Origin of the sequence: Candidatus Poriferisodalis sp. (genome assembly GCF_965198245.1) — a bacterium.
Classification (GTDB): Bacteria; Actinomycetota; Acidimicrobiia; order Acidimicrobiales; family Poriferisodalaceae; genus Poriferisodalis.
The window spans coordinates 2,088,142-2,103,223 of sequence record NZ_OZ240249.1; the positions used below are offsets into that span (position 1 = coordinate 2,088,142).

Genomic DNA, 15,082 nt, shown 5'->3' on the forward strand with positions numbered 1-15,082 from the left:
ACGCTGGTAACGCCGGAATTTCAGTGTCGCCGGGCGCATGCGCGAGAGCGCTAGGAGTGATCTTCCAGGATGAGTTGGCCGACGGCGGTGTTGCTGGCCGGCACGTGATACAGGCGGTGGACAACTGTGGGCGCGGCACTGTCGGCACGGCCGGCCGGGTCGGCGACATCAGCACAGTCGGCCATCGCCCCTCGTGCAATGAGCCACATGACCAGCTCGATGCCTTCGGAGCCGGCCTCGCGGACGTAGTCGATATGGGGCATGTCAGCCAGATCGGCGGGATCGGCGACCAGTCGGTCCATGAACGCCTTGTCCCACGGCTGGTTGATGAGACCGGCGCGGGGCCCCTGGAGCTGGTGGCTCATGCCGCCGGTGCCCCAGATCTGAACGTCGAGGTCGTCGTCGAAGCTCTCGACGGCGCGCCGGATGGCCTGGCCGAGCTGCAGGCAGCGCCGGCCCGATGGGACCGGGTATTGCACGACGTTGACGGCGAGCGGCACAACCGGGCAGGGCCATGCCGGGGGCTGGCCGAACATGATCGACAGCGGGACCGTGAGCCCGTGGTCGACCGTCATCTCGTTCATCAGGGTCAGGTCGAAGTCCTGCTGGATTACGGAGTGCGCGATGTGCGCCGCCAGCTCCGGGTGGCCGTGGACGGTCGGCACGGGCCGGGGACCCCATCCTTCGTCGGCTGGTTCGTAGCTCGCTGCCAGGCCGAGAGCAAACGTCGGGATCATCTCGAGCCCGAATGCGTTGGCGTGGTCGTTGTAGACGAGGATCACGGCGTCGGGCGTGTTCTCCCGGATCCACGCTCGGGCCGGTTCGTACCCCGCGAACAGGGGTTGCCAGTAAGCCTCGCCGGTCTTGTCCTGGTCGATGGCGACGCCGATGGCGGGCACGTGGCTCGTGAAGACACTGGCGGTGATGCGTGCGCTCACTCCTGCGCCTCCCACTCGCTCAGGTAGCGGTTGCCGTCGGGAGATCGGCCGCCGGCGAGCATCATCGCCTTGTGGCCCTCCTCGTCGTTCTCGGTCATTGAGCTGACGATCTGGACGAAGGACAAGCCGTCGGTGGCGCCGATCTTTGCCAAGAAATAGATATTGCCGCCGAGGCCGATCAGCCGGTTGAAGTCGCGGTCGAGCACACCGGTCTTCTGCTCATCGGACATGTTCCATTCCTCGACGTAGGCACGCTCGTCGGCACGGAACCGCTCGCGGTTCGCCTCGCTCATCAGCGACATGCAGAACTGGTTGAGCCAGTAGCCCCTCCGGGCCTGTTCGGTGTCGAAGATGGTGGTGCCAGGCACGTCGAGGTAGGGCTTGTCGAGCGGCATGGTTGTCTCCCAGGCTGCCGGGGTCAGGGTTCGATCAGGGGTGCCGTGGTGAAGACTGTCAGGCTTTCGAGCAGCGCTTGCACCAACTCCTGATTGCCGGAGATTTCGGCTCGCTCGAGCGCTGCCACATCGTTGAGCGCCGCAGCCAATGTCGCCCGGTCGGTGCGGATCGAAGCCGAGGCATCGGGATCGACGGCATTGGGCCTGTGGTGGATGGCCGAGCGGCCGACGCCGAGCATGTGGTTCTCACCGAGATCGGTGAGGTGGACATTCAACGTGACCGGACCTGCGTCGAACGCAGCAGGATCAAAGCGGACGCCGATCACGTCGAACAGATGCTCGGCGGTCATGGCCCCTGACATGTCCCGGGTGGGAACTCGGCCCCAGTCCGGACTGCCCTCGCGGAGTTCCTTTGCACCCATGAGATAGGCGTTGCGCCACGTCGCCGACTCGGACTGGTAGCCGAGTTGTTCGAGCGCGTCGGCCTGCAGGTTGCGAGCTTCCCGGTTTGACGGGTCGGCGAAGACCACGTGATTGACGACTTGGGCAACCCAGCGGTATTCGCCCCGCTCGAAGCATCGGCGCGCCTGCTCCAGCACGGCTTCGGCACCGCCCATGAACTCGACGTAGTTCGAGCCTGCCTCAACTGGCGGAAGCGGATCCAGGTTGGCGGGATTGCCGTCGTACCAGCCGAGATAGCGGTTGTACACCGAGCGGCAGTTGTGCGACACCGTGCCGTAGTACCCCTGCACGTGGGACTGGTCGAATTCGGCGGGCAGCTGAAGCTGGGCTGCGATCTCGGTGGGCCGCAACCCTTGGTTGGCCAGCCGCATTGTCTGGTCGTGCATCCAGCGGTACACGTCTCGCTGCAAGGAAAGGAAGGCCCGCACGTCGTCCTTGCCGAACCGGGGCCAGTGGTGGCTTGCGAACATGACGTCGGTGTCAGCGCCCCACAGGTCCATCGCTTCTTGGATGTATTTGCTCCATGCGAGTGCGTCTCGGGTTTGCGCTCCCCGGATCGGGTACAGGTTGTGCAGTGTGTGGGTGCAGTTCTCGGCCATGCACAGCAGCCGCTTGTCCGGGAAGAAGAAGTTCATCTCGGCGGGCGCCTCGGCATCGGGCGTGTTCTGGAAGACGATCCGGGTGCCGCTGAGGGTCCGTTCCTCGCCGGTCTCGGTGATGGTGTCGGTCGGGGCCAGCAGGTCTGACCGTGCCAAGCCCATCGCCGAGCCCAAGCCGCAGTCGACATGCCCCAGCGGTCCGGGCGCCAGCAGGGGACCGAACTGGTAGGCCGCCCGCCGGCCCATGATCGGTCCGGCGAGGACGAACTCGCTGATTACTTCTTCCAGGAATCCGACGGGGGCGACGATCTGGACATCGCCGCTGGCTACGGCTTCGTGAGTCGTCACGCCCAGCACGCCGCCGAAGTGGTCGACGTGGGAGTGGGTGTAGATAATCGAGGTCACCGGGCGAGCGCCGAGGGTGCGGTTGGCTAAGTCCAGCGCGGCCGCAGCCGCCGCCGCATTGGTCAGCGGATCAATGACCAGCCAGCCGTCGGTGCCGACCATGAACGTGATGTTCGCAATGTCATAGCCCCGGACCTGCCATACGCCGTCGGCCACCTCGAATAGCCCGTGGTTGACGTTGAGGCGGGCCTGACGCCACAGCCCCGGATGCACTGAGGACGGTGCCTCGTCTGTCTCTGTGACGAACGAGTGGCGCGCGACGTCGAACACGACGTGGTCGCCGAGGGTGACTCGACCGCCGTCGAGTTGGGCGATGAGTCCCCGGGTGGCTCGGTCGAAGTCGCCCGGGTCGTCGAAGGAGATCGCAGCCGCCGCGGAGTTGGCCGAGGCGGTGAACGGCGTCGGCGCCTTTGGATCCTTCGGATCGGCGCTGGCCGCTTTGTCGTCGTTATTCATGGAGGGCACGCCGCAGCTGCGTAGCGTCAGCCGATGGACGGGAAGCGGATCGGAAGGTAGCGGGGGCCGCGGACCTGCCCACCGGCCCAAGTCACCTGGTCGGGCTTGCTCACCTCGAAGTCCCCGATGCGCTCGAACCAGGTGCGCAGCGCAATGTCCATCTCGAGGCGGGCCAGGTTTGAGCCCGCGCAGCGATGGATGCCCGCGCCGAACGCGATGTGGCGATTGTGGGGGCGATCCAGGATGACCTCGTCGGGTCGCTCGAACATTTCGGGGTCGCGGTTGGCACCCGGGAAGTTCATCAGCACCTTGCTCCCCTTGGGGATCGTGACGCCGCGTACCTCCACGTCCTCGGTGGCACGGCGGCCCATCGTCACCGGTGCGTAGAAGCGCAGCAACTCCTCGATGGCTGAAGGCCACAGGTCGGGCTCGGCCACCATGCGTTCACGGTCGGCAGGGTGAGTGCCAAAGTGCCACAGGGCCGAGCCGATCGAGCTCCATGTGGTGTCAATGCCTGCAATGAGCTGCAGATTGAGCATGCCGACCACCCTCATGGGATCGATGGGTTCGCCCTCGTCGTCGCTTCCCGCCAGCAGCGCTGAGACGAAGCCGTCGTCCGGATTGGCCTGCTTCTCCTCGACGACGTCGCGGAAGTAGTCCCGGATCACCTTCCGGTACTTGAGGCGGAGTTCGATGTCTGCGAGCCCCAATTCCAAGATGCATTGCACCCAGTAGGTGAAATCATCCACCCGGCTCTCGTCGACACCCATCAAATGGGCGATGACTCGGGGCGGGATCTGCTGGGCATACTGGCCGGCCCCATCGACGGCGCCCGCATCGATGAACTGATCGATCAGGCTGTTGGCGAGATCGAGCGTGTACTGACGGTGCATCTCTACCGCTTTGGGCGTGAAGTGCGGCAGCAGCAGGCGGCGAGTCCAGCCGTGGACGGGCGGGTCTTCGGAGATCGGGGCGGCATTCGCTCCGTACTTTTCGAACACCGGGTCCGCGAGAAGCTCTTCGATGATCTCCGGAGGCGGCGTCGTCACCAGGGGGTCGCCACTCGACAGCCCGGGAACCATCTTGGCGAGGGCCTGGACATCGTCGTATCGGGTGGGAAGATACGAGCCGCCCCAGCGCTCGGTGTGGGCGACCGGGCATCCTTCCCGCAGTTCGTCCCACACAGGGGCCGGATCGGTCACGTATCTCGGGTCGAAGATGTCGTAGTCGGTGTCCCAATCGTCAACAGGTGCCGTGTCGGTCATCAAGCGTTCCTTTGTGTGAATCGTGCGGGTCAGTTCGTGAAGTGGTCGCCAGAGCGTGTGCGTCGGACTGAAGGGTTCAGCGTAGGAGGTGTGCTCATGCCCAAGAGAATCCGGCGACCCGACGAGATCGCCGGTCCTGGACCGTCGATGTTGCCATCGGCTTGACCTGACATCACCGACTCGCATCCTCGGCTCGCGGGTCCAGTTCGCGCAGCCGCTCGTCGAATGCCAGGGCGGAGCCAGCGAGGCCGGCGCCAAACCTGACCACCTGCACGTCGTCGGTGTCGAAGCTGCCCGTGGAGCTGTAGTAGAGCGGGACCGACGGCACCGCTCGACCGTCGCCAAGCAGCTCGGCCCGAACATCGAATCGGTCAAAGGCGAAGGCCTCGAGCGTCGCCGTTCCGCCGATCTCGGAGATCAGACTCATGAGCCAGTCGGCTGTGGATCGATCTGCAGCTGTGCCTGTCAGGTGCGCGCCGAAGCCCGCATAGTCGACGACGACCTGGTACAGCCAGTCCGGCCGGCCAAGCGACGCGGAATCTGCCGGAAGTGTCGTTCTGCTCATCCACACTCGCTTGCGCGATTACTTGACCATTGCTGACAGTATGTGTCCCGAGCCTCCAACGGGGAGTGACGTGCGTGTCGACGCGGTGAAGCCCAATGATTACAACCGCATCCGAGTCGAGCCGCTCACCGGCTCGATCGGTGCCGAGATCGCCGACGTCGACCTGCGTGAACTTGACTGCGAGCTGATCGCCGAGCTGCAGGACGCCTGGTTGGCCCACAAGGTGCTGTTCTTCCGGGATCAGCACCTCACTCAGGTCCAACATGTGGCCTACGGGCGGGCACTGGGCGAACTGGAGATTCACCCCTTTGCGCCACCAGAAGCACCCGATCGTGCGGACGCACCCTGTCACTGGGCGCAAGAGCCTGTACGTCAACCGCCCTTTCACTCTCACGAACGACGGGATGACCCCAGATGAGAGCCGCCCGCTGCGACGGCGGCTGTACGACGAGGCGAGCAGGCCCGAGTACCAGTGCCGGTTCCGATGGCGGCCGGAGTCGATCGCGCAGTGGGACAACCGCTGCACCCAGCACTACGCCGTGCCAGACCACGGCGGCATGCACCGGCGCATGGAGCGGGTGACCCTCATCGGCGACCGCCCTTTCTGAATCGCGAATAGCCGGAGACACCACGGCCAAGGCAACCGTGGGCCGCAGATTGTGGCATCTCGGGCCGGCCACTCGTGGAAGATGGCGCTCGTTAGGTGTGAAGCTTCCCGGTGACGGGCTTCACGACGAATGGGTTTCGACGGGAGATGATCACTTTCGCGGAATCACCGTCACACTCGCTCCAGCCAGGATCGGCCCCGAGTCGTGCAAGTGGCACGCCACCTCGACGTCGCCAAATGCCACCAGCTCGGGCTCAATCTCGCGACACCGATCCATGGCGTGCGTACAGCGTGTCTGGAACCGGCAGCCCGGTGGGGTATTGACGGGACTCGGCATCTCTCCGGTCAGCAGGATCCGCTGGCGGCGGTCCGCTGGATTGGGGCTCGGCATAGCTGACAGCAGTGCCTCGGTGTACGGGTGCCGTGGCCGTCTGCAGATCTCGTCGGCCGGTCCCACCTCGACGATCCGCCCCAGGTACATCACGGCGATGCGATGGCTGATGTGGTGCACGACGGCCAGGTCATGTGCGATGAAGAGGTAGGCGAGCCCGCGCCGGTCGCGCAGCGATTCCAGCAGGCTGAGCACCTGCGCCTGAGTGGAGACATCGAGTGCCGACACTGGTTCGTCGCAAACGACCAGATTCGGTTCCAGAGCCAGTGCGCGGGCAATGGCCACACGCTGGCGCTGGCCGCCGGAGAACTCCGACGCGTAGCGGGCACCGTGCGTCGGCTCGAGGCCGACGTCTACCAGCAGCCGCTCGGTGGCCGCCTCCCGCTCGGCTCGGGTGACTCCGTAGGCCCGCAGGGGCTCGGCGATGATGTCGCGGACGAGCCAGTTCGGGTCGAGCGATGACTGCGGATCCTGGAAGACAATCTGCATCTTGCGCCGGGCGGCGCGGAGCTCGGACCCACGAGCCTCGGTGATATCGGAACCTTCGAGCACGATTCGACCGGCGTCGACATCGAGGAGCCGCATCACCAGCCGGCCAAGCGTCGATTTTCCTGAACCCGATTCTCCGACGAGTCCCAGTGTCTCGCCTGGGGCAATCGACAGGGACGCTTGGACGACCGCTTGCAGGCGGGCCGTGACACGTCCCAAGAGGTCTTTCGAGGCGGGGAACGATTTGGACACATCGGACACGTCGAGTATCGACGTCGCCGTTCCGGTCGCGGCCTCGCTCACGCCCCGACTCCCGGCAATCGGAGTTCGTCAGCACGCAGGCATCTCACGCTTCGCTCTTCGATATCGACAAGTGTGGGATGGCCCGAGGCGCACACCTCGATCGCGTGCTCGCAGCGTGGCTCGTACCAGCAACCAGGCGGGAGCGCATGACGGGGCGGGACGATGCCGGGTATCGGATCGAGCGGCTCATCGGGGTGCAGCCCCGGCAAGCTCCCCAGCATGGCGGCGGTGTATGGATGGCGAGGCCGACCGAACAGATCGCCGGTGCCGGCAGTCTCGACGACCTCGCCGGCGTACATGACGATGACCCGCTCGCAGTTCTCGGACACCACGCCGAGATCGTGCGTGACCAGAAGCACCGCCGTGCCCATCTCCGCCTGGAGGCCGGCGAGGAGGTCGAGCACTTGGGCTTGCACGGTGACGTCCAGAGCCGTGGTGGGCTCATCGGCAATGAGCAGATCTGGTTCGCACGACAGGGCCATGGCGATGAGCACTCGTTGGCGCATCCCGCCTGAGAGCTCGTGGGGAAAGCTGTCGATCCGGCGATGGGGATCGGTTATGCCGACCCGGTCGAGCAGTTCGATAGATCGCTGTCGCGCCTGCGTCTTGGACATCGGCAGATGGCGGCGCAGCACTTCAACCATCTGCTTGCCAACGGTGAACGCCGGATCAATGCTGGTCATTGGTTCCTGGAAGACCATCGCGACCTTGCGTCCGCGGATCTCCCGCAGGTCCCTCTCATCCAGCGAGAGCAGGTCGCGTCCGTCCAACCGGATGCGGCCGCGCGAGATCCGGCCTGTCCGGCGCGGGATGAGCCCGATAACGGCTAGAGCAGTGACCGACTTCCCGCACCCGGACTCGCCGATCAAACCGACTGTCTCTCCGCGACCGACCTCGAATGACACGCCGTCAACCACGGACAGCCAGCCGTGCTCAGTGAAGAACTCCACAGCCAGGTCCTCGACCTGCAGCACTGGTTCGGCGGCGGGCGCCCCGCGGCTACTCACGCCGGATCTCTCGCCCGAGCGAGTCGTTGAGGCCGTCGCCGAGGATGTTGAATGCCAATACCGTCACCATGATGGCCGCGCCGGGGGCCAAGATGAGGAGCGGCTGTGCCTCCAGCTGAACGGTTCCCTGGCCGAGCATCACGCCCCAGCTGGCGTCGGGGGGCTGGACCCCAAGGCCGAGGAAGCTGATGCCGGCTTCTGCGAGGACCGCAAAGCCCAGCGCCAGCGAGATCTGGACGAGCAGCGGCGAGAGGACATTGGGGATCACGTGCGTGCGGGCGATGGTCAGCATGCCGACGCCGCTCGCTCTGGCCGCGTCGATGTAGGTCTCTTCCCTCACTGAGATGGCGGCACTGCGCACAACGCGGAACAGGCGCGGCGCGTACACGATTCCGATGGCGATCATGGCATTGGTGAGGTTGGGTCGCAGCACACCAATGATGGCGAGAGCGAGGACAATTGCCGGAATCGACAGGATTGCGTCGGCCACCAGCGACGCGATGGCGTCGACCCGCCCCCGGGCCAGCCCTGCCACTACGCCGATCGGTACGCCGAGGACGGTCGCCACGAGCACCGCCTGCGCGGCTGCGAGCAGAGAGAACCTGGCCCCGAAAATCAACCGGGCGAATGTGTCGCGACCGAGACGGTCGGCCCCGAGCCAGTACTCGCCGCTCATCCCGGCGAAGCTGTCCGAGAGATTCTGATTGGCCGGGTCGTGCGGTGCTACCCACGGCGCGAAGATCGCGCAGACAATGACGACGGCGAGGAAGGCCAGCGCGACGATGGCCCAACGCTGGCGACCGAAACGGCGCAGGAACCGAGCCCACCTCGTCTCCGTCGTCACCGGAGCCATCTCGGCAACCGCAACCTCGTGGCCGGCGGCGCTCATGAGCCTCGAACCCTGGGGTTGAAATACCCGTAGGAGATGTCCACGGCTGCGTTCACCAGCACAATCACCGTCCCGAGTATCAGCACGGTCCCCTGAATGAAGGGGACGTCGTTCTCGAAGACCGCTGTGACGAGGCGGCTGCCCAGTCCCGGGATATTGAAGAGCTGCTCGATCAGGACCGACAGACCGAACAGCCGCCCAATCTGCAGGCCGATCACCGTGACGACGGGGATCATTGCGTTCTTGAGCGTGTGTTTTCCCAGCACCTGCCACGTTGCAAGCCCGTTGGCCTGCGCAGTCCGTACGAAGTCCTGCTTTTTTACGTCGATCACGCCAGCCCGCGTTTGGCGGGCAATTTCCGCTGCCCCCGTCAGCGCTAGCGCAACGGCAGGCAGCATGAGGCCCCGTACCCAATCGATGGGATTCTCAGTGATTGCGACATAGCCGGTGGCGGGCAACCATTGCAGCTTGAGACCGAAGATAAGGATGAGGATCGGGGCCACAACGAATACCGGGACGGCGACACCCACCGTTGTGCCGACGGTCAGGAAGCGATCGAGGGTCGATTCTTCCCGCCAGCCGGCGAACGTGCCGGCAGGGACGCCGATCAGCGCCGAAACCACCAGCGCCAAGCCAATGAGCGACACCGTGGCCCCGAGCCGGTCCAGGATCTGGGACCCCACTGACACCTTCGAGAACAGGGACACCCCAAAGTCGCCCCTGACAGCGTCGCCAAGCCACGAGGCGTAGCGGGCCGGCCAGGGACGGTCGAGCCCGAGATCAATGCGTATTCCCGCTATCTGTTCGTCGGTGGCGAACTCGCCCGCAATCTGTACAGCGGGATCGCCTGGAACCAGATTCAGCAGCCCAAATGAAACGAAGCTCACGAGCACCAGGAGCGGGATGACTTTCAGCAGCCGTTGAGCGGCTAAGCGGAGCATTGGTTCCGATCACTCGATGAGCAGTGAGTCCGGGTGCATGGCTCTCGGCATCGGCGGTCCTTCAGGCGTGCCGGCCGATTTGCCAGCCGACGGCGGTCAGGTGATCGGTCCCGAACTCGCTGGGCTCGGATTCGAGCTGGGTGGCCATTGTGTCATTCCAGCGGTTGAGGTAGCCGAACAGGGCGCATACAGCCACAATCGCGACGATTTGTTCCTCCGAGTAGTACTTGCGGCACTCCTCGAAGTCCTCCGCTGTGGCTGCGTTCGGGCTTGATCCTGAGTGGAAGGCCAGCCTGAGGGCGGCGCGCTCGGCGGGGGTGAACAGGTCGGAGGTCTCGAACTCCCACACCGCAGCGACCCTTACCGGGTCGGTACCCTGCTGGGCGGCCGTCGCGCCGGTGTGCGCTTGGCAGTAGCGGCACCCATTCGCAGCGCTCGCAGCGTGCGAGACGAGACTCTTCAGCTCCCTGTCGACCACCGGATTCTGGAGAATGGCGCCGCCGAGTGCCAGGAAGCCGCCCAGGACTTCGGGCACGCGACCCATCGTGAGGAGCGAGGTCGGGAGGAATCCCATGTGCGCGTCGATCATGTTGAAGATTTCCTCGAATTGGGGCAGATCCTCACGTTTGAGCGGCTGGACGTTTGACATGTTTGCTCCTTTCGGCGACAGCCTGTGTCAAGAATTTCGAAATGTCAAGGTAAAAGCGAGAATAGTTGTGAATGTCGCAGGAGGCGACTAGCGTCCGCGGCATGGCATCGGGCAGCTCAACTCGCGGTGAGAAGGTGTACCAGCGCATCAAGGCCGACCTTGTGGGCGGTACCTTCCAACCGGGTTCCAAGCTCCCGTCTGCAATGCTTACGGAACGTTACGGGGCCAGCGCCAGCGTCATCCGCGAAGGTCTGTCCCGCCTTGTCGAGCAGGGTCTCGTCCGCTCCGAGCCCCAGCAGGGCTATCGTGTCGCCCCGATCTCCATCGCAGACCTCGAAGATCTGGTGACCGCACGGTGTGTGATCGAGATTCAAGCCCTGAAGCTGTCAATCGAGCATGGCGACCTGGCCTGGGAGTCCTCGCTGGTGGCGGTGCACCATGCGTTGGAACGCACGCCGCTCGATTTGGCAGACTATGCAAGCAGTCGAAATGAACCGTGGACGGTCGTGCACCGCAAATTCCACGAAGTGCTGCTCGAAGGGTGCCCCTCGAAGCGGCTTATTTCCGTTGCCATAGCGCTGCGGGATTCGGGCGAGCTCTATCGCCGGTGGTCCCAGCCAGCCGATGAGGGTGACATTCGACCCGTCGCAGAAGAGCATCGCTTGATCACACAGGCGGCGCTGGATCGCGATGTCACTAGCGCGTGTCAGCTTCTCGAAGAGCACATTCGGCTGACAGCGCGCTCAATCACGGCGCGGGCGCGGGCAGAGGGGTTCATGGACTTGTCCGCAGCTGTTCACGACCACGAGCCGGCTGCCGCCAGATGATCTTGGGCGTCAGCATGCGGCAGCAGCGACAGAGGAACTGAGAATGAAATGGGTGACTTACCGAGCTAGCGACTCGTCGGAACGGGTCGGACTCGTCCGCGACAGTTCGATCTATGGCCTCGACGATGACACCGCGCTCATCGATCTCCTCGGCGACGATGGGTCGGAACTTGCAAGCGCAGCTGAGCGGGCCGAGCATGATCCGATCGAGGTCATCGACCTGGCTACCGCAGATCTCGCGCCGCCGGTACGGCCACCCCAAGTCCGCGACTTTCTCTGCTTCCTCGACCACCTCAGGAATGCCCAGGCCGCGGCCGGGATCGACATGGACTCTCTGTGGGAGCAGATCCCCGCGTTCTATTTCTCGAATACATCCTCGGTGATCGGCCCGAACGACCCCGTCGAGATCTCGCCAGGGTGCGTGTGGTTCGACTACGAGCTCGAGATCGCCGCGATCATCGGCCGGGGTGGTCGCGACATTCATCCAGACGAGGCCGAGTCGCACATCGCCGGCTTCACGATCTTCTGCGACTGGAGCGCCCGCGACCTGCAGATGCGTGAGATGAAGCTCAGTCTGGGCCCCTCCAAGGGCAAGGACGGTGCGAACACCTTCGGCCCCATGCTCGTGACCGCCGATGAGCTGAAATCCTTCCGCGCCGGAAACTCCTATCACTTGGAGATGGCCGCCTACGTCAACGGCGACCAGATTTCGTACGGATGGATGGACCAGATGGACTGGTCCTTCGGCGAGATCATCGCCTATGCATCTCGGGGGACGGCCCTGCGGCCCGGCGAGGCCATCTGCTCGGGCACCGTGCCCACCGGCTGTCTGTTCGAGCACTTCGCGGTTCAAGGGGCTGACGACTTTCCCGGATGGCTCGTGCCCGGCGATGAGGTCCGGCTCGAGGTCCAGGAACTGGGCAAATGTTCGCAAACGATCCTGCCTGCGGCCGAGGTTCATCGGCTGCGCACGGGATTCTGAGCCGTCATTCATAAGGGGGAAAACGATGGACCGGAACTACGACCTCGGACTCGTCGAGATCGGTGACGGAACCTTCGCTTGGCTCCAGCCCGATGGCGGTTGGGGCTGGAGCAATGCGGGGCTCGTCACTGGCGATGGCGCGTCCCTGCTGGTCGACACGCTCTTTGACCTCAAGCTCACTCGGGACATGCTCGACGGCATAGCCGCAGTGACCGCGAACTGCCCGATCGCCACGCTCGTCAACACCCACTCCAACGGAGATCACACCTTCGGCAACCAGTTGCTCGACGGCGCGGAGATCATTGCCACCGAGGCATGCGCCGAAGAGTTCTTCGACGTGCCCGCCGAGGCACTCGCCGGGTTGATCGAAGCTGACTACGGAGATCCGGTTGTCAATGAGTTCCTGCGCGGAGCGTTTGGCCCGTTCGACTTCGGTGGCATCGTGATGACGCCACCGACGCGCACGTTCACTGAGTCACTGCGCTTGTCGGTCGGCGGTCGCACGGTCGAGCTCATCGAGGTCGGTCCTGCCCACACCGAAGGCGACCTCCTCGCCTACGTTCCCGACTCCAAGACCGTCTACACAGGAGACATCCTGTTCATCTACGGCACGCCGATCGTGTGGGCTGGCCCATTCGCCAACTGGATCTCGGCGTGCAATCGGATCATCGAGCTCGATGTCGACACCGTCGTCCCCGGACACGGTCCGGTGACCGACAAGCAGGGCGCTCAGATGGTCAAGAACTATCTCGAGTTCGTGCACCGAGAAGCATCGGCTCGCCACGCTGGCGGCATGTCCGCTCACGACGCGGTGAACGACATCGATCTCGGCGAGTTCGCCGACTGGGGCGACAGCGAGCGACTCGTGGTCAACGTACAGGCCGTGTACGCCGAACTCGATTCGGCGGGTGAGCTGCCCCCCATCCCCGAGCTCCTGCTGGGCATGGCGCACTACGCCCGTCGCTGACACAGACATCAGAGAGTTCAGGCAGCGGTTCGCGCCGTGAATTCAAGCAACCCGAGAGGAAATGTCACCATGAAGAAAGAGATGTCACCATGAAGAAGAAATGGGTTCAATTGCTGGCCCTATTGCTGGCGTTCACTCTGATCACCGCAGCATGCGGCTCCGACGACGATGCCACGTCTGATGCTCCATCTGATGCTCCGTCTGATGACACGGCGCCTGCGGCGGACCAGGACGCGACCGCCGATGACGTGTCGGGAGAGGCTGCGGCCGAGGCCGATGAGCCGGCGGCGCCCGAAGGAAGAAGCGGAACGCTGAAGTGGGCGCTTGGTTCGAACGGGGCAAATTTCTTCGATCCCCACAAGGCGACCAATCCTTTCGGCCGGTCGTGGATGTACCCCTTCTATGACCGCCTCACCAGGATCGATGGCAACGGCGACGTTCAGGCCATGCTCGCCACGAACTGGGAGTTCTCGGGCGACGGTTCGGTCCTCACGTTTGACCTTCGTGAAGGTGTGCTGTTCCACGACGGCACGAGCTTCGACGCCACAGCAGCCAAGATCAACATTGACCGGGCACGCGATCCGGCTGTGAGCGGCGGAACATTCGTCGATCTGTTGGCCATCGACTCGGTCGACGTGATCGACAACTACACGATTCAGATCAACCTCAAGGCGCCCGGCGGCGCGCTGCCGGCACTCCTGTCTGATCAAGCCGGCATGATGATCTCGCCCGCAGCGATGGACAATGAGGATCTGGCGACTATGCCAGTGGGAGCAGGTCCGTTCGTAGCGACCGAGTTCCGCGTCGATGAGGCAATGTTCGCCGTTGCATTCGACGACTACTGGAACCCTGAGTTTCCCAAAGTCGAGAACCTCGAACTGCGGTTCGTGCTCGATCCCTCCACCCGGGTCAATGCCACGGTCGGGGGAGAGGTCGATGGCGGGGTGCTCGACACCGTCGTGTTCACTCGCGACGATGTCGCGGACCTTGGCTTGGTCATTTCCGAGCGATTCTCGACGGCTCTCTATCAGCTCTTCATCAACACCGAAAGAGTGCCCGAGCTGTCGAACCCCGCAGTGCGTCGAGCCTTGGCGATGGCGATTGATCAGGAGGCGTTTGGTGCGGCACTGTTCAACGGCGAGTGCGCTCCCATAGATCAGGTCTTCGGCAAGGGATGGTTCGCGCACAACCCTGACATCGATGCCGACTACCACCCCTTCGATCCGGACGGGGCCAAGGCGATTCTCGAAGCCGAGGGGGTGACCGATCTCGAGTTCACGGTGATCACGGCGAACATTCCGAGCTTTGTGGCTATGGCCGAGGCGATCCAGGCCTTCTTCGCCGATGTCGGCGTGACCATCAACGTGGCTCCGACGCCGATTCCCGAGTTGATCTCGGGTTTCGTCGTCAACAAGACGGCTGACGCCTATTGGTCACTCAATCCGGGTGCTGCCGATCCGGCCAAGTTCGTCGCGACGATCTGGCTTCCCCAGAGTCCATTCAATCCTGGCGGCTACGAGGTGCCGGGGGTCTTCGACCTCCACGTTCGGGCCCAAGCAGCGACGAACGAGGCTGACCGTGCGCCGCTCTATCACGAGATGGCCCAGCTCCTGGTCGATGAGCAGTTGACGGTCGCCGTGTGCACCCCGGCCTCGCTGATGGCGCACCGTCCCGAGGTGGGCGGCGTCAGCCTCTTGTCAACACTCAGCGATGTCGATGTGATCGGCATATACATCGACGAATAGTCACTGAACAGTCAAGACGCCGTGTCTAGCGGGGTGCTGAGAACGCAGGTCTCGCAAGAACTGCAAGCTTCTGACCTGCGGGTTTGTCATCGAGCAGCCCTCGAATCGGGACTTTCTCAGCGCCCTGCTAGCGCTGGACGCGTCGCAAAATGTGCTCGACGATCTGCGCGCCACGGGGCCTCCGCATGAGGCCTGTGCGA

The 15,082-nt window shown here is 64.1% G+C and carries 16 protein-coding genes; 6 read left to right on the forward strand and 10 right to left on the reverse strand.

Translation table 11 applies throughout. From position 1 onward, the window contains the following. Window positions 1–50: 50 nt before the first annotated feature. The 5 genes from ACOCMM_RS09635 to ACOCMM_RS09655 form a co-directional block, all read right to left on the reverse strand. Window positions 51–938, reverse strand: coding sequence for a class III extradiol dioxygenase subunit beta (locus ACOCMM_RS09635; RefSeq protein WP_419552938.1), 888 nt, complete (start codon window positions 936–938; stop codon window positions 51–53). After that, on the reverse strand, window positions 935–1,333 hold the full coding sequence (gene ligA / locus ACOCMM_RS09640) for a protocatechuate 4,5-dioxygenase subunit alpha (protein WP_419552939.1): 399 nt from the start codon (window positions 1,331–1,333) through the stop codon (window positions 935–937). Before ligA ends, ACOCMM_RS09635 begins: the two co-directional genes overlap by 4 nt. Window positions 1,334–1,356: 23 nt before the next feature. Then, complete coding sequence (locus ACOCMM_RS09645; protein ID WP_419552940.1) at window positions 1,357–3,255, reverse strand: alkyl/aryl-sulfatase; 1,899 nt, start codon at window positions 3,253–3,255, stop codon at window positions 1,357–1,359. Between the two features lie 26 nt (window positions 3,256–3,281). Continuing rightward, window positions 3,282–4,520, reverse strand: a complete 1,239-nt coding sequence (locus tag ACOCMM_RS09650) for a cytochrome P450 (protein WP_419552941.1) — start codon at window positions 4,518–4,520, stop codon at window positions 3,282–3,284. Window positions 4,521–4,692: 172 nt separating this feature from the next. Then, on the reverse strand, window positions 4,693–5,085 hold the full coding sequence (locus tag ACOCMM_RS09655) for a hypothetical protein (RefSeq protein ID WP_419552942.1): 393 nt from the start codon (window positions 5,083–5,085) through the stop codon (window positions 4,693–4,695). A gap of 70 nt (window positions 5,086–5,155) precedes the next feature. Between ACOCMM_RS09655 and ACOCMM_RS09660 the strand changes: the two genes are divergently transcribed. Continuing rightward, window positions 5,156–5,503: a TauD/TfdA dioxygenase family protein gene (locus tag ACOCMM_RS09660; protein ID WP_419552943.1), complete on the forward strand. Its 348-nt coding sequence runs from the start codon at window positions 5,156–5,158 to the stop codon at window positions 5,501–5,503. Next, a complete protein-coding gene (locus tag ACOCMM_RS09665; protein WP_419552944.1) occupies window positions 5,418–5,693 on the forward strand; it encodes a TauD/TfdA dioxygenase family protein in 276 nt (91 codons plus the stop codon). Before ACOCMM_RS09660 ends, ACOCMM_RS09665 begins: the two co-directional genes overlap by 86 nt. A gap of 150 nt (window positions 5,694–5,843) precedes the next feature. On the opposite strand, the gene ACOCMM_RS09670 is transcribed toward ACOCMM_RS09665, so the two are convergent. From ACOCMM_RS09670 to ACOCMM_RS09690, 5 genes are all read right to left on the reverse strand, one after another. Next, a complete protein-coding gene (locus tag ACOCMM_RS09670; protein ID WP_419552945.1) occupies window positions 5,844–6,875 on the reverse strand; it encodes an ABC transporter ATP-binding protein in 1,032 nt (343 codons plus the stop codon). Then, the gene (locus tag ACOCMM_RS09675; protein WP_419552946.1) at window positions 6,872–7,882 is read right to left on the reverse strand and encodes an ABC transporter ATP-binding protein; all 1,011 of its coding nucleotides are present in this window, start codon (window positions 7,880–7,882) and stop codon (window positions 6,872–6,874) included. The genes ACOCMM_RS09670 and ACOCMM_RS09675 overlap by 4 nt, the downstream gene beginning before the upstream one ends. Beyond that, on the reverse strand, window positions 7,875–8,771 hold the full coding sequence (locus ACOCMM_RS09680; protein ID WP_419552947.1) for an ABC transporter permease: 897 nt from the start codon (window positions 8,769–8,771) through the stop codon (window positions 7,875–7,877). The genes ACOCMM_RS09675 and ACOCMM_RS09680 overlap by 8 nt, the downstream gene beginning before the upstream one ends. Further along, entirely contained in the window at window positions 8,768–9,712 is a 945-nt protein-coding gene (locus ACOCMM_RS09685; RefSeq protein WP_419552948.1) for an ABC transporter permease, read from the reverse strand. The genes ACOCMM_RS09680 and ACOCMM_RS09685 overlap by 4 nt, the downstream gene beginning before the upstream one ends. Window positions 9,713–9,773: 61 nt before the next feature. Continuing rightward, window positions 9,774–10,361 (reverse strand): carboxymuconolactone decarboxylase family protein, encoded by a 588-nt coding sequence (locus ACOCMM_RS09690; protein ID WP_419552949.1) that lies wholly within the window; start codon window positions 10,359–10,361, stop codon window positions 9,774–9,776. A gap of 101 nt (window positions 10,362–10,462) precedes the next feature. On the opposite strand from ACOCMM_RS09690, the gene ACOCMM_RS09695 reads away from it, so the two are divergent. From ACOCMM_RS09695 to ACOCMM_RS09710, 4 genes are all read left to right on the forward strand, one after another. Continuing rightward, complete coding sequence (locus ACOCMM_RS09695) at window positions 10,463–11,188, forward strand: GntR family transcriptional regulator (RefSeq protein ID WP_419552950.1); 726 nt, start codon at window positions 10,463–10,465, stop codon at window positions 11,186–11,188. 43 nt (window positions 11,189–11,231) lie between these two features. Continuing rightward, window positions 11,232–12,170, forward strand: a complete 939-nt coding sequence (locus tag ACOCMM_RS09700; RefSeq protein ID WP_419552951.1) for a fumarylacetoacetate hydrolase family protein — start codon at window positions 11,232–11,234, stop codon at window positions 12,168–12,170. Between the two features lie 25 nt (window positions 12,171–12,195). Further along, window positions 12,196–13,137 (forward strand): MBL fold metallo-hydrolase, encoded by a 942-nt coding sequence (locus ACOCMM_RS09705; protein ID WP_419552952.1) that lies wholly within the window; start codon window positions 12,196–12,198, stop codon window positions 13,135–13,137. Between the two features lie 89 nt (window positions 13,138–13,226). Next, window positions 13,227–14,882, forward strand: a complete 1,656-nt coding sequence (locus ACOCMM_RS09710) for an ABC transporter substrate-binding protein (protein WP_419552953.1) — start codon at window positions 13,227–13,229, stop codon at window positions 14,880–14,882. Window positions 14,883–15,082 lie beyond the last annotated feature (200 nt).